The following is a 17,773-nucleotide window of genomic DNA, read 5'->3' as shown; positions in this document are numbered from 1 at the left end:
TGCCGAAGTAGCTGGCTGAAGGCTTGACTGGAGCTACCACCCGATCACCGGCAACGTTCCGACACCCGCCGGTGATCCAGCTCGCTGTTCGTAGGAGTCACCAGTATGTCCACCGTTGACGAGGTCGCATCGGCCGCCCACTCCCGCCGGTACGGCATCGAGATCCACGGCATCGAACCCATTCCGACAACGCTGCGGCACGGGCGGCCGCGGTCGTTGTTCACGCTGTGGTTCGGTGCGAACACCCAGTTCGCGACGCTCTCGGTGGGCGCGCTGACCACCGCGGCCTTCGGTCTGCGCCTGATACCCGCGATCCTGGCCATCGCGGTGGGCACCCTGCTCAGCTCCACGGTGGTGGGCCTGCTGTCCACGCGCGGCCCGAATACCGGTCTGCCGCAACTGATTCAGACCCGGGGACCATTCGGCTGGTTCGGGAATCTGCCCGCCGCGCTGTCCACCGCGATCGGCGGTATCGGCTGGTACGTCGTCGACACGATCCTGGGTGTGTTCATCCTGCGCAACCTGCTCGGCATCGGGTTCACCGCCTCGCTGGCGATCATGGTGGTCGGGCAGTTGATCGTCCCGATCATCGGTTATCGCATGATCCACGCGCTGGAACGGGGCATGTCGGTGCTGCTGATCTGCGTCTTCGCCATCGTGACCTGCTATGTCGGCGGCCGGGCCCACCTCGCACCGGCCGCGAGTCCCTCGCTGGGCACGATCGGCGCGTTCATGCTGGCGGTGTCGGTGACGGCCGCGCGCGGGCTCGGCTGGTCCGCGTACGCGTGCGACTACACCCGATACCTACCCGCCGGGACGAGTCCGCGGCGGGTGTTCGCGGCCGCGACGGGAGGTTCGACGCTGGCCGGCATCTGGATCGGTGGTCTGGGCGCGGCGCTGGGCACCGCGGCGGCGGTGACCGATCCGAGTTCGATGGTGAGCCAACTACTTCCGCCGACACTGGGCCGGATCGTGCTGGTCGCGCTGCTGCTCTCGACACTGTCCTCGACCGTGATCGATCTGTACTCGGGGTCGATGGCGGCGCTGGCCGCCGGGGTGCGGATTCCGCGCTGGGTGTCGGTCGTGGTCGTCTGCGCCATCGGCTCGGTGTTGGCCTGGTGGGCCGGACAGCACAGTTTCACCGACACCTTCCAGAACTTCCTGCTGATCACCAGTTATTGGCTCGCGCCGTGGGCCACGGTCACCGTCGCCGCGTTGTTCCGATTCGACCGCGACGTGGCGCCGACACCCGCCCAACTGGCCGATCGCCGACGTCGTTTCGGTCCGGGCCTACCGGCCACACTGCTCGGAGTCATCGCGTCGATCCCGTTCATGAGCCAGACCCTGTACACCGGACCGATCGCGCACGCCTACCCCACCGTCAGCGGCTTCGGGCATGTGATCGGTTGCGCTGTAGCAGTTTTCGCCTACGCCGTCATTTCCCGGAAGGCCCGCGCATGACCACGCCACCACGCACCCTGATCCGCAACGGCATCGTCATCCCCTGCGCCGGTGACCGGACCGTACTCGATCCGGGCTCGGTACTACTCGAGCACGGCCGCATCGCCGCGATCGGCACCGTGGCACAGCTCGACGCGGCCGCGCACGACGCAGTGGTGGTCGACGCCACCGGGCATGCCGTCATTCCCGGCCTGCACAATTGCCACCTGCATTCCGGATTGTTGCGTGGCACAGCGGAATCGAAGTCGCTGTGGGATTGGTTGCGCGACTACGTCGATCCGGCGCACCGCGCACTGACACCGGAGATCGCCGAGACGGCGTCGCTGCTGTGCTACACCGAGGCGTTGCAGGGCGGCACCACCTCGGTCATGGACATGTGGCGGTACATGGAGGGTTCCGCGCGTGCCGCCGAGCAGGTCGGCCTGCGAGCCACCCTGGTGCCGTATGTCGCGGATCTGCCCGGTTACGACTACTTCGAAACCCTGGAGAGCAATCGCGCACTGCTGGAGAATTATCGGAGCTTCGCGGGTGGGCGGGTGCGATCCTGGGTCGGGCTCGAGCATCTGTTCTATTGCAGCCCAGAGGCTTTCACCGCAGCGGCCAACCTCGCGCGGGAGTTCGACACCGGTCTGCACACACACTCCTCCGAAACCATCTGGGAGGTACAGGAATCGCTGCGCCGGTTCGGTCGGCGGCCGATCGAGGAGTTCTTCCATCGCGGCATCCTCGGCGAGCGAACCGTTGTGGCGCACTGCGTTTGGGTAGACGACCGCGAAATGGAGATACTCGCACAGACCGGGACCGGCGTGGCGCACTGTCCGTGTTCGAATATGAAGTTGTCCTCGGGAAGCGCGCCGGTAATCACCATGCGGGACAAGGGAATCGCCGTCGGTCTCGGCAGCGACGGCGAGAAGGAGAACAACAACCTGGACATGCTCGAGGAGATGAAAGTCGCCTCGCTGCTACAGAAGGTCAGCACCCTGGATCCGACGAGCGGTGATCCGTGGGACATCCTCACCATGGCCACTCTCGACGGCGCACGCACACTGGGCCTCGATCGCGAGACCGGGTCGTTGGCGCCCGGGAAGCAGGCCGATATCGTGCTGGTGGATCTGCGGACGCTGCACACGACCCCGCTGTTGCGCGGCGAGAATTTCAATGCCGTTGCGCACCTGGTCTTTTCCGCATCGGCCGCCGATGTGCGGAAGGTGTACGTCGAGGGCCGACTGGTCGTCGACGGCGGGAAGGCGATCACCGTCGATACCGAAGCCGTACGTGTCCGGGCGCAGCACGCGGCGGAGGAGCTCTTCGCCCGTCGCGCCGCCCTAACTACAGGAAGTCACCAGTGAACACGAAAATACCTGATGCACAAGCAATTACCGCATCGGAACTCGAGCTGCTGCGCGAAGCGATCGCCGAATCGTATGCGTCGCGGGAGCGTGGGCGGCATCCGTTCGGGGCCGTCGTCGCGGATGAGAACGGCGTCGTCGTGGCGCGGCGCGGCAACAACTCGATGCCGCCGGAGGGGGATCCCACGCAGCACGCGGAGTTGACCGCCGCCGCCGAAGCCACCTCGAAGCTCACCGCCGCGCAACTCGCGCGCGCCACGCTGTACACCAGTGCCGAACCGTGTGTGATGTGCGCGGGGGCGATCTATTGGACCGGTATCGGGCGGGTCGTCTACGCGTTGTCCGAGGAGAAACTTCTCGGTCTCACCGGTGACAATCCGGAGAATCCGACCTTCGCGCTGCCTTGTCGTGAGGTTTTCGCGCGGGGGCAGCGGGTTGTCGAGGTGCATGGGCCGATGCTCGAGGATGAGGCCGCGGACGTGCACGTCGGATTCTGGTAGTCGGGTCACTGCTCGACGAGGTGTGTCAGGGGGAGGATGACGCGGTCCTCGATGCCCGGCGGCCAGGGCAAGCGGGGCGAGACCAGCCGCTGGTGGGCTAGGCCGTGCAGGCCGATCCACAGTGCGACCGCCTCGGCGAACGGGTCGGTGCTGGTCGCGCGTAATCGCGGGTCCGGGAGGGTTGACCGAATCGGTAAGGCAGCGGCTTGCTGAGCCGTCGGGCGAACAGCCTGTGCGAGTTCGAATCTCGCACCCTCCGCCATATGAAAACGCGGCCGGTTCGTCACTGCGACGGGGCCGCGGCGTTGTCCTCGATGTCGAAGAGTTCGCCGATGAGGCCGCCCAGGAAGCGGCGGTGTTGGGAGGAGATTTCGGCGGCGGCGGTGCTGTCGCCGGCGGCGCAGAGGTCGATGAGGTTGTCGTGGTGTTCGAGGGCGTCCTGCCAGCCTCGGAGGCTGGAGAATTTGCGGTAGTAGATGCGGTGGATCTGGGGGTGGACCTGTTGGATGAGGCGTTTGAGGAGGGGGTTGGCGGCGGCATCGACGATGACGCCGTGCAGGATGTCGTCGGCGGCCAGGGCGGCGGCGATGTCGTCGGCCCGGATCGCTTGTGCCAGATCGTCATTGGCCGTGCGCATGAGGGCGATCATGTCGGGGGTCAGGTTGGGGACTCCGGTGCGGACGGCCAGCTGGTCCAGGACCTCGAGCACGGCCAGCGTCGCCTCGACATCGGCGCGGTGTAGTGGCGTGATCCGGGTGAAGGCGGCGGGTTTGGCCTCTACCAGACCGGTATCGATCAGGCGGGCGAGGGCCTCGCGCACCGGAGTCCGGCTCAGGCCCAGCTGATCCGCGAGATCGCTGTCGCGGACCTTCGAACCGGGGGCGAGCTGCCCGGTGACGATCGCATCGCAGATCCGATCGAACGCCACATCGCTCATGCGTCGTCGCTCCACGCGGTCACCCAACATATTGGATACTGTACGTCCGGCAAACCCCCGGGGTACATACGGCACAGAGTGACCCTGTCCACATCCAATATATTGGATGTGGTGTACCGTTCGATGCGGTTGGCGTACCGAATCGAATCCGCGCAGCGGGACAGCTGAGCGCCGAGTGGAAAGAAAACCGAATGACCCGTACGACCGCGCCGCAGACTCTCCCGGTCCCGGCGATCCACGCCCGCTCCTGGCTGCTGGTCCCGGGTTCGCGCCCGGACCGGTTCGACGACGCCACACACTCGGCCGCCGACGCCGTCATCTTCGACCTCGAGGACGGCGTCATCCCGTCCGCGAAAGCCGTTGCCCGCGAACGTGTTACCGAGTACCTCTCGACCGGCCATATCGGCTGGGTGCGGATCAACAACATCACCACCCCCGACTGGGCCATCGACCTCGCGGCCCTGCGCGGGCTGCCGGGGCTGCGCGGGGTGATGCTCGCCAAGACCGAATCCGGACATCAGGTCGACCGCACCGCCGACGAACTGCCCGGCCTTCCGGTGCTCGCCCTGGTCGAATCGGCGCGGGGTATCGAGTTCGCCTTCGATATCGCCTCGGCCGAGGCGACCATCCGATTGGCTTTCGGCACAGGCGATTTCCGCCGGGACACCAATGTCGGCGCGGATGCGCTGGCCTACGCGCGCAGCCGCCTGGTCGTCGCCAGCCGGGCCGCCGACATCGCGGGCCCGATCGATGGACCGTGCGTGACCGGCCCGGCGGATCTGCCCGCCGAACTGGCCGTGACGAAGTCGATGGGGATGAGCGGCAAACTCTGCATGCACGCCCGCGACACCGCGACGGTCAACCTCGCCCTGAGCCCGCAACCCGACGAGGTCGCCTGGGCAGCGGAGACGATCGATCGTCTCGGCCCCGCGGGCGAGCACGTCGCCGACGGCAGCGATCTGCCCAAACTCGCTCGCGCACACCGGATCAACCATATGACCGGCATCTTCGCGCGGGCCTGAGAAGTTCGCTCGCAAACTGGTAGTAGCCGCGCACCGCGTCACTCATCCGGCCGCCCGGATGTTGACGCGGTGCATTGCGTTGCACAACATCGGAGTTCATTCGCACACCTGATCAACCACCGATCGCGACGACGAACCGGGTCGCGTCGTTCCCATAGTGCAACAGGTAGGTCAGGTGAATGGGAAAGTTCTTCCCGCTGTCGCAGAACGGGTCGCCCGTGTCGCAGTACGAGCGAATTCTGTAGCCTGGAGCCATCGAGAGCAACTGGGAACGAACCTTGGGCACCGACCGTCTCGCCGCCCTCACTATCCTGGAGAACAAGGACCGATGAGACCGGATCCCGCTGCACCACAACGTGATCCGCTGCCGCTGCTGGGCAGGACCGCCGTCGTCACCGGCGTGAGCCGACGCCAGGGGATCGGCTACGCGATCGCCCGCCACCTGGCTGCCTACGGCGCGAGCCTGTTCCTGCACCACCACACACCACACGACGCGAAGCAGCCGTGGGGAGCGGATCCCGCAGGGCCACAAGCGATTACCGACGACATCGCCGAACTACAGCCCGAGAGCGCCACAATCCACCACCTCGGCTCGGACCTCGCGATTCCCGACGCACCCGATCGACTGTTCGACGCCGCGCGAAAAGCGCACGGCCACATAGACATTCTGATCTGCAACCACGGACGCAGCGGCGGCGACGGCCCGCTCGAGTCGATGGACGCCCGCTGGCTGGCCACCGACGAATCCGCCTGGATCACAGGGCAAGTCATCAATTCCGAGGGCGGATTCCGGCGCTGAATCCGGGCGCGGCGGGCTCGTTCGGACGGCCGATTCATCACCGAAGTGAAACACAGCTAACTGCCAGGGAATATTGACAATCAGCAGTTAGATTCAGCAGCGTTCGAGTGGTGCCACCGTATGACATCGACCGAGGAGGGCGGCTTGTGGAGACGTTCGGGAGGGGCCCTCGATTCGGCTCGGACTATTATCACACCGGCCACGCCACACGCAAGAATTTCCGCCCGGTATTGCTAACAAAGCACACAGGGTGACCGCTGCTTGCGCAACGTCGCACAGCAGCAGATGATGCTTCCGGCCAGAATTCCCCGATTCGGCCGCGAAGAAATAAATCGGCATCGAATTGTTCACACGGCAGGACTCCAGTGGGCAATTCGAAGGTATCCGCGAATCGAATATTCCCCGATAACGCGGATACCGAATGCCGATGTCCACCGAAAGAAAGGAACAGTTATGTCCTCGAAGCGGAAGACCGTTCGCGGTTTCGTCGCGGCCGCGGCCGTCGCCGGTGTGTTGAGCGCGCCCCTGGCCATCGCCGCCTCGGCGAACGCCCAGCCCGCTCCGGCCCCCAAGCCTGCTCCCACCTGCGGACACCCGGGTCAGCCCGCCTGCCCGCCGCCGGCGCCGCACCGCTGATCGAACCGGCGATCTCGTAACTCCGGTAGGGCTGCCAGGATCCCGGAAGCCCTACCGGGCCAACGACAATCGCCCCCAGCGGACCGATGGATTCCCGAGCCCGGCTCGATCACCGGAATGTCACGGTTGTCGCCCCGATCGGCCACAGCGGCTATCGTGGCCTGGTGAACGACTATCGTCCCGAGGCCACGACCGCGAGCGTTCTGGTGGTCGACGACGAGCCGTATATCCTGGATCTGCTCGGATCCGGACTGCGACTGAACGGCTTCGAAGTATATTCGGCCGAAGATGGCGCGGAAGCGCTCGCGATGGCAGCGATGCACAGCCCGGATATCGTCGTACTCGACGTGATGCTACCCGATATCGACGGATTCGCCGTCGCCCAACAACTCCCCGGCGTCGGCTGCGATGCGCCGATTCTGTTCCTGACCGCTCGGGATACCGTCGAAGACCGTATAACGGGTTTGACCGTGGGCGGTGACGACTATGTCAGCAAACCTTTCAGCATCGAAGAAGTCGCCGCACGATTGCGCTCCATCCTGCGCCGCACGTCACCGGGCAACGATCTCGCACGGCTGTGCTACGCCGACCTGATCCTGGACGCCGCCGCCCATCGGGTGTGGCGGGACCGGACGCCGATCTCGTTGTCGCCCACCGAATTCGACCTGCTGCGCTATCTGATGGAGAACGCCGAGAAGGTGCTGAGCCGCAAGCAGATCCTGGAGAACGTGTGGGGCAGCGGCGAGCGGCGCAGCAGCCGGGTGGTGGAGACCTTCATCAGCCGGCTGCGGCAGAAGATCGACGCCGAGGGCGTGCCGCTGCTGCACACCACGCGCGGTGTCGGGTACGTGCTGCGCGGATCGAGCCGGACGAGTTGATCGCCCTCGGCAGGCGCAGGTTGACGCTGCGCACCCGGCTGCTGCTCACTGTGCTGACCATCACCACGGTCGGTCTGGCCGCGTTCGCGACCTCGAGCGTGGTCCTGCTCGAGCATTCGCTGCTGGCTCGCACCGACGACCAGATCGACCGTGTCGCAGACGCTTTGACGTCGGTGAACCGTCCGCCGCCGCCCCCGCCACCGAGCGCCGCGACCAACTACACCGATCCGGCGTATCCGCTGACCGCGCGGATGATCTTCTTCGAACCCGACGGCGCCCTGGTCGGCCAGGTCGGCGTCTGGCATTCGACTCTGCTACTGCCGCCGATGAATTCGGCGTCGGTCGGCGCGCACGGCCGGGCGCCGTTCACCGTGGGCGAGCGCGACGGATCCACGCAGTGGCGGGTGACCGTGGTGGTGCAGCCGCCCGATCGCTACGAGCCGGAGGGCGGCACCGCGGCGATAGCGATGCCGCTGGACACCTACTACAGCACCATCGAACAGCTCCGGAATATCGAAATCGCCGTCGGCGCAGCACTTCTCGTCTTCCTCGGGATCATCTCGGCGCTGCTGGTGCGCCGCGGACTGGCACCGTTGAACCGGGTGGAACATACCGCGCAGGCGATCGCGGACGGCGATATCGACCGCCGGGTCGACGATGCCGATCCGCGCACCGAGGTGGGGCGGCTCGGGCGGGCGTTCAACGTGATGCTGGTGCGGTTGTCCACCACGATGCGGCGGCTCGAGGACTCCGAGGCGCGGCTGCGGACCTTCGTCGCGGACGCGTCGCACGAACTGCGCACCCCGCTGACCTCCATTCGCGGCTACGCCGAGCTGTACCGGCACGGCGGGGCCGAATCCGAGGACGACGTGCGCCGTATGATGAGCCGGATCGAGGGCGAGGCCGGACGAATGGGCGTACTGGTCGAGGATCTGTTGCTACTGGCCAGATTCGACGAACAACGACCGCTGGATCTGACGGTGGTCGATCTGATCGCTCTCACCACCGAGGTCGTCCAGGACGCCCGCATCCGTTACCCGGAACGCGTTCTGCGCCTGCACATCTCGCCCCGCCCCCAACGCACCCTCGGCGACGAACACCGCCTACGCCAGGTGATCACCAACCTGGTCAACAACGCCGTCATCCACACCCCCGCCACAGCCACCGTGGACATCACCGTAGCCGACGCATCCGCACCCCCACCCAACACCGTCGCCTCCGCCGGCGCAGACGAATCCCCCTCCACCCCAACCCTTTTCCCCACCATAGAAGTCCGCGACAACGGCCCCGGCATCCCCCCGGACCGCGCCCACCACGTCTTCGACCGCTTCGCCCGCCTAACCCGCACCCCCCACGGCGGCTCCGGCCTAGGCCTGGCCATCGTCACCGCCATCCTCACCGCCCACAACGCCCGAATCCACCTCTCCCCCAACCCACCCCACGGCGCAACCTTCCACATCCAGTTCCACCCCCTCCCCACCGACGACTGAACCCACCCGACCAGCACAGTTGCTCCGCAGTGCGCTTACCGATCGCGGCGCTTCCAACGCAGCCTGCCCATCGACCACCGTCCGGATTCGATTGCGCTACAGGACGAAGCCGCCTGTGGCACGGATGTTCTGGCCGGTGATCCAACCGGCGTCAGGGGCTACTAGGAGAGCTACCGCCGCGGCAATATCAGCAGTAGTGCCGAGGCGGCGGAGGGCCGTCAGGGATGGAAGTTGACCGATTGCTTCGGGTGGATTACTGGTGCGGAGAAGGTCGGTATCGGTCGGACCTGGGGAGATGGTGTTCACGGTGATGCCCCGTCCACCGAGTTCTCGAGCCGCGATCGAACTCCTCGGCAGTGACGGCCGCCAAGGGAACCACCGAATTGATGGCGGCATTGTTCACCAGGATGTCCAGCCGCGGACCGACCGATTCGAGCAGCGCATCAATGGTCGACAGATCCCTCTGATCCGCCCGCACCGCAACCCCGCCCACCTCCTCGGCCAGCTCGCGAGCCCCGCCCTCGCCCTCGCGATAACTGAACACCACCCGCGCCCCGTCCGCCGCCAAGCGTTGTACGATCGCCCGTCCGATCCCCGCGAACCGCCGGTGACCAACGCCGTCTTCCCTGTAGAGGTCACGCCGTCGACACTAGCCCGGATATCCGGCTGGGATTGTCGAAACCGCTGTTCCCCAATAGCTCTGGTGGTGGGTCAGCGGGTTTTGCGGGCTCGGTCGAGGACCTCGCCTTCGGTCAGGGCGCTGTTGGCGTGGTGGGTGAGGCACATGGGGGTTCGGAGTTTGGTGAAGGCGGTGCCTTCGGTGGCGCCGTAGAACTGGCCGGCGTTCAGTTTGAGGAGGTCGTCGATCTGGCTGCCGCGGGCTCGGGCCAGTTCTTCCACGGTTCGGATCTGTACCGCGGCGCCCAATCTGCCGTAGAACTGGGTGGCGGTGTTGCCGCTCGCGACGTTGTGCAGGGATTTCGGGGCCTGGGTGGCGTAGACCAGGCCCATGCCGTATTTGCGGGCCTGGGTGGCGAGTCTGAGGGTGCTCTCCTTCGACACCGCAGGGCGTTGAGCGGGGACGAATGTCTGCGCCTCGTCCAGTACCAGCAGCGAACCCACCGGGCGATCCAGGGACGGGTGCTGTTTGATCCAGGCGTAGAGGGCCAGGTTCAGCTGGTTGACGAAGGTTTCGAGCTGGCCGTCCGTGAGGCCGATACCACTGATCACCGACACCCGGGCGCGTTTACCCGGCGGCGGCGCGAGCAGGTCACCGGGGCTCAGGCGGTTACCGGCACCCCGGAACACCGGGTCGGTGATCATGGCCGCGCGTAGTTCGTCGGCCATGGTCGCGGCCAGTTGCGGTGCGCGCCGGATGGTGCTCACCTCCGGCGACAGATCCGAGAGCAGATCCACGAAATCGTCCAGCTCGCTACCGCCCTCGTCGGCGAAATGCGTGAGCGCCTCGGTGAGAACGGCCGCACCTCTGTTCTGCTGACCTCGCGGCAGTCTGGTCTTCGGCATCAGACCCGCCACCGCGGCATCGACGGCGCTGCGCAATTCGTCGGCGTCGCCGCCCACTTCGGCGAAGTCGGGCAACGGATTCAGCGCGATCGGCCGTCCCGATTCGCGGCCCGGCGTCCACACCACTACATCGGTTTCGGCGAAATACTGTTCGGCGCGTTGGGAATCCGCATCGCCCCAGCCCTCCGGCGGACGCGGCCACCGATCACCCATCCGCGCCAGATCGTTGTTGCTGTCGATCAGAATGGATGAAACTCCTTGCAACGCAGTCTCTTCCACCAGTCGACGCAGCAGGACGGTCTTGCCGGATCCACTCCCCGCGAACAGTGCGGTGTGTTTACGCAACAGTTCCAACGGAATCCGGAATTCGCGTCCGCTGTTCGTCCGGCCCAGACACACCGAGGGCACCTCACGGCCGGGCACGGCAGTCGCGTTACCCGACACGTTCTCGCCCGTCGAATCATCCTCGGCCGCAGGCGATTCAGCCTCGATAGATTCCACAACAACCGCAGATTCCCGCGCGGCCGGGAAGTCCGCCACAGCCACCGCTTCGGCCGACGACTCGATCAACCCACTACCCACCACCGAACTACTGAACAACTGCGACCGCCCCGCAGGCTGACGAGCCAGCAGCCAACTCGAAAAACCGGCCCGCCCACTGACAACCATCTGCTCCAACGCCGAGTAGGTACGCAGATCGTCCTCACACACCGGCAGCGCCACCCCACCCGCGTCCTCGAACTCGGCCAACGTCCGAGTCGTCACCGCACCCCCGGAAAACGGCAGATTCCGCACCACCACCAGATGACGCTTCTGCAGCCCCGGCTCGACCCCCGCCTCCAGACATGCCGACCGCAACCGCGTGAGCACGGCCCGCGCATTGGTGTGCCCGATGGCGCGAAAGCTCCAGTGCTCCTCGTCCTCACTCGCCTCGTCCAACGTCCGCCGCAACCTGGCATGCAGCGCGGGCTGCACCTGGGTACGCCGATCGAGCGTCAGATTCAGCACCTCCTCGCCCTGTTCCAGCACGTAGCAATGCAGCGCGGCGTTCAGCACCGCGACCATGCGCTCGTCCTCGGTCGCGGGGTCCAGGGGCGCGGTCACATCCGCCGCCGCCCGCAACCGCTCGAATTCGGCGTCGAAACCGCGCATTTCATGCGCGGGCAGGAGCGGCGCCGGAGCGGCGTCGACGGTCTCGCCGAAATGCTCGAGCTCGGTGACCGTATCGAGGTCCAGACATCTGCGCACATGCTCGGTGACCTGCTTGAGCAGCTGTCGTGGCGTGTAGTGTGCGACGCTGTCGTCCGCGAACGCCGTCGGCGCCACCGGCCACGAGGGATACTCCGGTTCGAACCCGATCTCCTCGTACTGCTCCGCCAGATGACGTTCGACCAGGGTTCGCGCCACCTCGGTACTCGGCATGGCAGTCCGCAGCTCCAGCACCCGGAATCGGTCGGCCGCGGAATTCACCGCGCGCTGCTCGATCAACTCCCACGACTTGGGGATACAGGCGGCTACGACGATGGTCCGGACGGTCTCCTCGCGCATGGCCATCAGCCCGCCCGCGAGATCGTCGGCCAACCGCGCCTCGTCGGTCCGCCCCGACTGCGTGATCACGGTGTCCACCTGATCGATGGCGAGCACCATCGGACCGGTGAGCGCGAACAGCGCGGACAGGTCGTTGAAGATGAGTTGCGGTTTGCGGTACCGGGCGCGAAAACCCCAGCGCGCCTTGACCACATCCTCGATGCCCTCCTCCCACGACAGGAAGGACTGTCCGATCTCGCGCAGGTCGCGATCCCCGGATTGGTAGAGCACCAGGGCTCGCAGTGTGTCGTCGTAATCGCGCATCGAAAACTCGTCGAACTGCCGCACGCGCTCGACGAATTCGTCGAGATTCCGGCGGTCCACCGGCGGCATGCCTCGCAGCCGGACGCGCAGCTCGTTATCGCATCCGGTCTGCTCACCGAGCACATCGATCATGCGGCCCAGCTGCTGATCCCCGGCCCCGCGCAGCTGATTGACGATGCCGTGCACCGCGCCCGCCCAGAACGAACCGCCGACGATCAGTTTGGGCATGAAGAACGAGCCGCCCTGCTCCTGCGTGTGCTGCCGCAGCCAGCCGAGCATATGGGTCTTGCCGACACCGCGTTCACCCTGGAGCACCAGTCCGACCGGCTGACTGCGCGGCCGATTCTTCGCCGTGCGCACCGCACTCTCGATCTCCGCGACCACCCGTGGATGCAGACCGTCCACATGATGGCTCAGCGGGCTCCAGATCCCCTCGGTGCCGAGCACACTGCTGAACTGGATCGCCGAAAGTGCCTGGCGCTGTTCATCGTTCATCGTGGCGCCTCGATGCTCAGCAGATGTCTGGCGGTACCGCCGAGGACCACGGCGGCCTCACGATCGCGGTCGGTGAGCGTCTTCTGATCGGCTTCGGCGCGCACGTTGACGTCCTCGCGGCGGGCCAGTTTGTCCAGTGCGCGATCGATCTCCCGCTTGGGGATGCCGTCGAGCCGATCCCGAAGTGCGGTGAGGCGCACCGGTTTTCCGCTGCCCCGGCTCAATTGGGCGTAGGCCGCCTCGACCTGTCCGACGACATCCGCACGGAAGATGTCCAGGAGTGAGCGTTTGGTCTCGTCGAGATGGCGCCCCAGCCCCGCCAGCACCGAATACAGTGCGCCACCGGTACTTCCGGAGCGGGCGGGCCGGGTACCGGACAGCTCGGTGGCGCACCACCGGGTGCCGCGCTCGGTGAGTTCGTGCACATACGCGCGGTTCACCTTGTTGCTCTCCACCAGCCCGAATTCGTTGAGGCGACGCCGGGATTCGCCGTCCAGCTTCACTCCGGCTCGCGCGTACAACTCGGCATTGCTGAGCTCGCGGGCCTCCGCCATCAACACGAGCAGGATGCAGCGCTCCCGCAAGGTCAACTGGTCATCGCACATAGTATTTCCGTTCTGTCACGTTTCCGGTCGGATCTGGTCGGAAAGGGTGAATCCCTGTTCCGCACTGTGGATTTCGGGTCTTCTCCGGTTCCGGACGAGTTCGCCGACGGCCCGCACGACACGGCCGTCGCGATGCGCGGCCAATGCGGTCGCGTACTCGTCGGCGGTGCGCAGCAGGACCGTCACGGACTGTCGCGCTTCCCCGATCGGGTCGCCGTCCGCACGTACGATGCCGCGCACCTCGATGCGCCACCCGTTGGCGCCGTCCGCGTCATGGGACAGGCCGGTCACCAGGCCCTCGACGCCTCCGGAGGTCGTATCGGGCGCTGGTTCCTCCCGACGGCCGATCGTCGCGATACGGGTACCGGCACCGGGTGGGAAGTGCACGGCCACGTCGTCCAGGGGCTGGAGCGGCGACCAGCGGAATCCCAGGTCGAACGGCGCCTCACGATCGGGACCCGCCAGGAGGGCGAGGGCACGGCAGACCGCGCCGGAAACACCTTCTCGGGCAACGTGTTCGAACGCGTCCACCTCGGACGAGTTCACCGCGTACAGCACCGTACGCGAGCTGTGCAGCATCCGCAGCGCCGTGCGACGTCCGAGCGGCTCCGGATCGTCGTCGTACGGGAGCCGCACCTCGAGCCCGAAGGTATCTTCGGTCAGCGACAGCAACGACCGGTCCAGCAGCAGTCGCACGGCATCGGACCTGCGCCGGACGCCGGTTCGGTTGTCCCCCAGTGCTTCTCCGGCAGTCGTCGCGATCAGCTCCGATACCGCCCCGATCGCGGCCGCACCGGCCGGCAGGGTGAGCGCCTCGATCGCATCGTGCGTGCGGTAGGACACGACATCGACTGCGGGCGTGGTCATCTCACGCCAGATCAGCTCGGGTGCGAGCCCCTCGGCGTCGGCGACGCACGAGACGAGCTCACGCAACCGCGATACGACATCGCCCACCGCGTCGGTCGCGGGGACCAGGACGTCGAACTCGCTCCGACTCCAGATGTCGGCGCCGCGCCAGCGGCCGCTCACGGTCCAGCCGCGGGCGGCCAGATAGGCGGTCACATGGTCGATGCGGGGAGGCGTGGTCACCGGCGCGGCCTATCCGACGGGGAAGACGACATTGCCGGTCACCAAGCGCCGCAGGCTGTTCGCGGTCAGCACGTTGGTCAGCGGGATCTTCACCCCGACGTGCCGGTTCGGATCGGGGACCGGCATGGGCTGCCGATCGCTCAGCGATACGTAGTAGCCGATGTGCCGCAGCAGCAGTCCGTAGGTGCTCAGATCGGCGTACCGGGCGGTGCTCGGCGGGACGTGCACGACGAACAGGTAGCGCGGCACCACGAAGTCGGTACCGGCCAGATTGTTGAACTGGGCGTGATTGAGCCGGCCGTAGTGAATCGCACCACCGCTGACGTCGAGTCTGCGAACGGTCTTGACCTGCACATCGATTCGCGGCGAGAAACCGCGCGGAGTGCGCCCCGGCACCTTCAGGCACAGATCGACGGTGTCGAAATCGAGGTCGTCCTGCGACCACAGCAATCCGGCCGCGGACGCCAGAACGCGGACGTAGTCCGCACCGAACTTGCCCTGATGATTGTTCTGATCGAGCACCGGCCCCCCTTGGAACACGAAACGATCGACCCGCCGTACGCTCCCGCACTCTACCGACGAGATCGCCGCCGAGGCCGCGTTTTCGACATGTTCCCGCCGCCGCCGAAATTCTCGAGATCCATTGATCTAGAACATGTTTCAGCAAACTAGTTATCCGGGGGCGGCGTGGGAAACAAACCAACCGGAACTCCGCCGAATCCCCCGCGATCACCGAATTACCTGCGCGCCAACCCGGTTCGAATCCCTATCGCGTCTCGAACCGGACCGGCGCGCGTTACGTCTCCGTGCCGACCGTGCGATGCGCGAAACATATTGCGCCCCTTACAAGAACCGCACCCGCACAGAAACGCCGACGGCCGTCGCGGAGATCGCGACGGCCGAGGACGACCACCAACCGCGCCGACGTAGTGCGATGCGGCAGTGGCTATTACGAATGCTGAGCCAGCGTATTGAACTTGTTCGTGTAGAACTTGCTCGGATCGAGTTTGCCGTGGATGGCGCCGGTGTCGCGGAGCCAGCTCTCCCAGCGGGTGAAATCCTGGTCCGAGATGACGCCGTATTTTGCCGGAACGCCCACCGAGAGCCAGTATTTCAGGGTGCTGGTGTCTTCGCCGGGGCGGTGCCGGGCGGTGATGATCTGGTTCATCTTGGCGACCACTTGCTCGCGCGGGGTGTCGCGTTCCCATTCCAGAGCCTTGGCGACGCCGGTGGTGAAGGTGCGGACCGCGTCGGCGTTCTTCGCGATGACGTCATTGCGGAAGACGTAGGGGCCGCCGTTGATCGGGCCGCCGTATTCGTCGAGTTCGGTGAAGACCGGGCGCAGGCCGCCGGCTGCAACTGCGCGCTGCTGGAACTGACCGTTCAGTGACGCGACGTCGACCTGACCCTTGCGTACCGCGTCCTCGAGGTTCGGCGGCGGCAGCGCGATCAGCTGCACGGATTTGATCTGATCCTGGCTCAGGCCCGCCTTGGCCAGCGCGTCGTGGATATCGGCCTCGTTCTGGCCGCCGAGGGTGTTCACCGCGATCTTCTTGCCGACCAGATCCGCGGCAGTGTGTATGGGGCTGTTGTCGGGCACGTAGTAGCCCGTGAACGACTTCGCATCCGACCCGTAGTAGTTGATCACCGCCGTGATCGGCGCGCCCGCGGTGATCAGCTTGGCCACCGCACCGGCGAACGCCCCACCGAAATCGACCTGCCCGGTGGCCGCGGCCTGGATCTCCGACGGGCCGCTGGTCGTGGTGCCGGACCAGTCCAGCTTGACCTTCCCGTCGAAGTAACCGAGGCTCTCGGCCAGTTCCGGCGGGGTCACCTGATCGGCCCACCCCAGGTAACGCAGTGTGGTGACACCGTTCTCCGCGTGCACCGAATCGCTCTTCCCGCAGGCGGTCAGCGACAGACCCAGGGCTGCGACGGCGGCCAGTACGGCCACGGCCCGGACACGGGAATTCCGAAAACGGTTCGGCTTCACAACAAATCCTCTCGATACGCGGCACGGACGACGAGTGCAGTTCGTCCGCACGCCGGGTCATGGTAGGGCGAACGACCGCCCCGACCCTCCTGTTGCGTTCAGCCTGATTCGAAACTCCCCGCCACCGGAGATACCCGATCGCATTCGGATCAAATATTTGGTTGAGATCCCTCCGGCGCGGGCCACAGACTGCCGCGACGCGGAATGCCGAGCAGCAGCCGGATCATCTGATGCATCAGCCGGGTCGGCGCGATCCGGTTGAGCAGCAACAACATTCGAGCATCCGGACCCACCGGGCGGCGAATGTAGGCCCCGGTGTCGTCCAGGGCAGCGGCCAACCCGCCGACGAAACGCTCCGGAGGCCGCGCCGCGCGCCCGACCAGCAGCCGACCGCGCCGATCGATCGTGCGATGCAGACGCGCGTACGGTCCGTCCAGGTCACGGCTGTCCGTGGTACCCGCATCGGTGATGATGTCGGTCTCGTAGGTGCCCGCGACGAGCACCGTGACCCCGATGCCGAAGGGCGCCACCTCACCGGCCATCGACTCACCCCACCGCTCGACCGCGCCCTTGACCGCGGAATACGGTGCGGTAGCGGGCATTCCGCGCACACCCGCCTCGCTGGAGACCAGCACGACGCGCCCCCGCCCGGCCGCGCGCATGGCGGGCAGCAGCGCCTTGGTCAGCGCCACCGGACCGAACAGGTTGGTCGCGAACATCCTCTCCCACAACGCGATCGGCGTCTCCTCGACCATTCCGGCCGCAGAGATCCCGGCATTGTGCACCAGCGCGTCCGGCGCACCGGCGACCTCGAGGATCTCCTTCGCGGCCCGCTCGACCGAGGCCGCTTCGGTCAGGTCCAGTGCGACGCCGACCAGCCGGTTGTCCCCCGGCGAGGCCCCGGTCAGCTCCCGCAGTCGGCTCAGACCGGCGTCGACCGAGCGCATGGCGGCGATCACCCGCCAGCCCCGGCGATACAGATGGGCCGCCGAGACGAGTCCGAGCCCTCGGGAGGCTCCGGTGACGACGACGGTTCGCGGCTCGGCCATGTGCGCACTCCTACCCCGGATCTGCTGCTGTCCGGATTCTATTCACTTACGGCACAGCACAATACCCTGTTGACCAAATATCTGTTCCGGACTAC

The 17,773-nt window shown here is 66.4% G+C and carries 18 protein-coding genes and 1 tRNA gene; 9 read left to right on the top strand and 10 right to left on the bottom strand.

From position 1 onward, the window contains the following. The first annotated feature begins 105 nt into the window (after positions 1-105). From NRB20_RS16100 to NRB20_RS16085, 4 genes are all read left to right on the top strand, one after another. Complete coding sequence (locus tag NRB20_RS16100; RefSeq protein ID WP_153410949.1) at positions 106-1,461, top strand: purine-cytosine permease family protein; 1,356 nt, start codon at positions 106-108, stop codon at positions 1,459-1,461. After that, positions 1,458-2,810: an amidohydrolase family protein gene (locus NRB20_RS16095; RefSeq protein WP_153410948.1), complete on the top strand. Its 1,353-nt coding sequence runs from the start codon at positions 1,458-1,460 to the stop codon at positions 2,808-2,810. Before NRB20_RS16100 ends, NRB20_RS16095 begins: the two co-directional genes overlap by 4 nt. Further along, positions 2,807-3,310, top strand: a complete 504-nt coding sequence (locus NRB20_RS16090; protein WP_319944983.1) for a nucleoside deaminase — start codon at positions 2,807-2,809, stop codon at positions 3,308-3,310. The genes NRB20_RS16095 and NRB20_RS16090 overlap by 4 nt, the downstream gene beginning before the upstream one ends. Before the next feature lie 175 nt (positions 3,311-3,485). Next, a tRNA-Ser gene (locus NRB20_RS16085) sits at positions 3,486-3,572 on the top strand. Positions 3,573-3,593: 21 nt separating this feature from the next. Here NRB20_RS16085 and NRB20_RS16080 read toward each other — a convergent pair. Beyond that, on the bottom strand, positions 3,594-4,247 hold the full coding sequence (locus NRB20_RS16080; protein ID WP_153410947.1) for a GntR family transcriptional regulator: 654 nt from the start codon (positions 4,245-4,247) through the stop codon (positions 3,594-3,596). A 191-nt stretch (positions 4,248-4,438) separates the two neighbouring features. Between NRB20_RS16080 and NRB20_RS16075 the strand changes: the two genes are divergently transcribed. Continuing rightward, entirely contained in the window at positions 4,439-5,269 is an 831-nt protein-coding gene (locus NRB20_RS16075; protein WP_153410946.1) for an HpcH/HpaI aldolase/citrate lyase family protein, read from the top strand. 112 nt (positions 5,270-5,381) lie between these two features. Here NRB20_RS16075 and NRB20_RS39585 read toward each other — a convergent pair whose 3' ends face one another. Next, positions 5,382-5,525 carry a cutinase family protein gene (locus NRB20_RS39585; protein ID WP_227833590.1) on the bottom strand — a complete coding sequence of 48 codons (144 nt, stop codon included), beginning with the start codon at positions 5,523-5,525 and terminating at the stop codon, positions 5,382-5,384. Positions 5,526-5,597: 72 nt separating this feature from the next. On the opposite strand from NRB20_RS39585, the gene NRB20_RS16065 reads away from it, so the two are divergent. The 4 genes from NRB20_RS16065 to NRB20_RS16050 all read left to right on the top strand — a co-directional run bounded on the left by NRB20_RS16065 (position 5,598) and on the right by NRB20_RS16050 (position 9,072). After that, entirely contained in the window at positions 5,598-6,068 is a 471-nt protein-coding gene (locus tag NRB20_RS16065) for an SDR family oxidoreductase (protein ID WP_153410944.1), read from the top strand. A gap of 453 nt (positions 6,069-6,521) precedes the next feature. Continuing rightward, positions 6,522-6,704, top strand: a complete 183-nt coding sequence (locus tag NRB20_RS16060; protein ID WP_153410943.1) for a hypothetical protein — start codon at positions 6,522-6,524, stop codon at positions 6,702-6,704. 164 nt (positions 6,705-6,868) lie between these two features. After that, positions 6,869-7,582: a response regulator transcription factor gene (locus NRB20_RS16055; RefSeq protein ID WP_319944982.1), complete on the top strand. Its 714-nt coding sequence runs from the start codon at positions 6,869-6,871 to the stop codon at positions 7,580-7,582. A 20-nt stretch (positions 7,583-7,602) separates the two neighbouring features. Beyond that, positions 7,603-9,072 (top strand): sensor histidine kinase, encoded by a 1,470-nt coding sequence (locus NRB20_RS16050; protein ID WP_153410941.1) that lies wholly within the window; start codon positions 7,603-7,605, stop codon positions 9,070-9,072. 96 nt (positions 9,073-9,168) lie between these two features. Here the strand turns inward: NRB20_RS16050 and NRB20_RS38140 are convergent, their stop codons facing one another. The 8 genes from NRB20_RS38140 to NRB20_RS16015 form a co-directional block, all read right to left on the bottom strand. Further along, a complete protein-coding gene (locus NRB20_RS38140; protein WP_319944981.1) occupies positions 9,169-9,378 on the bottom strand; it encodes an SDR family oxidoreductase in 210 nt (69 codons plus the stop codon). Continuing rightward, entirely contained in the window at positions 9,326-9,640 is a 315-nt protein-coding gene (locus tag NRB20_RS38135; RefSeq protein WP_227833571.1) for an SDR family oxidoreductase, read from the bottom strand. The genes NRB20_RS38140 and NRB20_RS38135 overlap by 53 nt, the downstream gene beginning before the upstream one ends. 143 nt (positions 9,641-9,783) lie before the next feature. Next, positions 9,784-12,942, bottom strand: coding sequence for an ATP-binding protein (locus NRB20_RS16040; protein WP_153410940.1), 3,159 nt, complete (start codon positions 12,940-12,942; stop codon positions 9,784-9,786). Then, the gene (locus NRB20_RS16035; RefSeq protein ID WP_153410939.1) at positions 12,939-13,547 is read right to left on the bottom strand and encodes a hypothetical protein; all 609 of its coding nucleotides are present in this window, start codon (positions 13,545-13,547) and stop codon (positions 12,939-12,941) included. Before NRB20_RS16035 ends, NRB20_RS16040 begins: the two co-directional genes overlap by 4 nt. Before the next feature lie 15 nt (positions 13,548-13,562). Beyond that, positions 13,563-14,636 (bottom strand): hypothetical protein, encoded by a 1,074-nt coding sequence (locus NRB20_RS16030; protein WP_153410938.1) that lies wholly within the window; start codon positions 14,634-14,636, stop codon positions 13,563-13,565. A 9-nt stretch (positions 14,637-14,645) separates the two neighbouring features. Next, positions 14,646-15,158 (bottom strand): DUF4365 domain-containing protein, encoded by a 513-nt coding sequence (locus NRB20_RS16025; RefSeq protein WP_319944980.1) that lies wholly within the window; start codon positions 15,156-15,158, stop codon positions 14,646-14,648. Positions 15,159-15,585: 427 nt separating this feature from the next. After that, the gene (locus NRB20_RS16020) at positions 15,586-16,629 is read right to left on the bottom strand and encodes an ABC transporter substrate-binding protein (protein WP_319944979.1); all 1,044 of its coding nucleotides are present in this window, start codon (positions 16,627-16,629) and stop codon (positions 15,586-15,588) included. Between the two features lie 149 nt (positions 16,630-16,778). Next, positions 16,779-17,678: an SDR family oxidoreductase gene (locus tag NRB20_RS16015; protein ID WP_153410937.1), complete on the bottom strand. Its 900-nt coding sequence runs from the start codon at positions 17,676-17,678 to the stop codon at positions 16,779-16,781. Positions 17,679-17,773: the final 95 nt, after the last annotated feature.

This window comes from Nocardia macrotermitis (assembly GCF_009604405.1).
Taxonomy (GTDB): domain Bacteria; phylum Actinomycetota; class Actinomycetes; order Mycobacteriales; family Mycobacteriaceae; genus Nocardia; species Nocardia macrotermitis.
The sequence above is the reverse complement of the archived record's forward strand: the minus strand, read 5'-3'. Positions and strand labels throughout refer to the sequence as shown.

Excerpts from the sequence above, each read along its gene's own strand:
- NRB20_RS16095 (WP_153410948.1), top strand. The coding sequence starts at position 1,458 with ATGACCACGCCACCACGCACCCTGATCCGCAACGGCATCGTCATCCCC.
- NRB20_RS16035 (WP_153410939.1), bottom strand. The coding sequence starts at position 13,547 with ATGTGCGATGACCAGTTGACCTTGCGGGAGCGCTGCATCCTGCTCGTG.
- NRB20_RS16075 (WP_153410946.1), top strand. The coding sequence starts at position 4,439 with ATGACCCGTACGACCGCGCCGCAGACTCTCCCGGTCCCGGCGATCCAC.
- NRB20_RS39585 (WP_227833590.1), bottom strand. The coding sequence starts at position 5,525 with ATGGCTCCAGGCTACAGAATTCGCTCGTACTGCGACACGGGCGACCCG.
- NRB20_RS16100 (WP_153410949.1), top strand. The coding sequence starts at position 106 with ATGTCCACCGTTGACGAGGTCGCATCGGCCGCCCACTCCCGCCGGTAC.
- NRB20_RS16065 (WP_153410944.1), top strand. The coding sequence starts at position 5,598 with ATGAGACCGGATCCCGCTGCACCACAACGTGATCCGCTGCCGCTGCTG.
- NRB20_RS16015 (WP_153410937.1), bottom strand. The coding sequence starts at position 17,678 with ATGGCCGAGCCGCGAACCGTCGTCGTCACCGGAGCCTCCCGAGGGCTC.
- NRB20_RS16080 (WP_153410947.1), bottom strand. The coding sequence starts at position 4,247 with ATGAGCGATGTGGCGTTCGATCGGATCTGCGATGCGATCGTCACCGGG.
- NRB20_RS16060 (WP_153410943.1), top strand. The coding sequence starts at position 6,522 with ATGTCCTCGAAGCGGAAGACCGTTCGCGGTTTCGTCGCGGCCGCGGCC.
- NRB20_RS16040 (WP_153410940.1), bottom strand. The coding sequence starts at position 12,942 with ATGAACGATGAACAGCGCCAGGCACTTTCGGCGATCCAGTTCAGCAGT.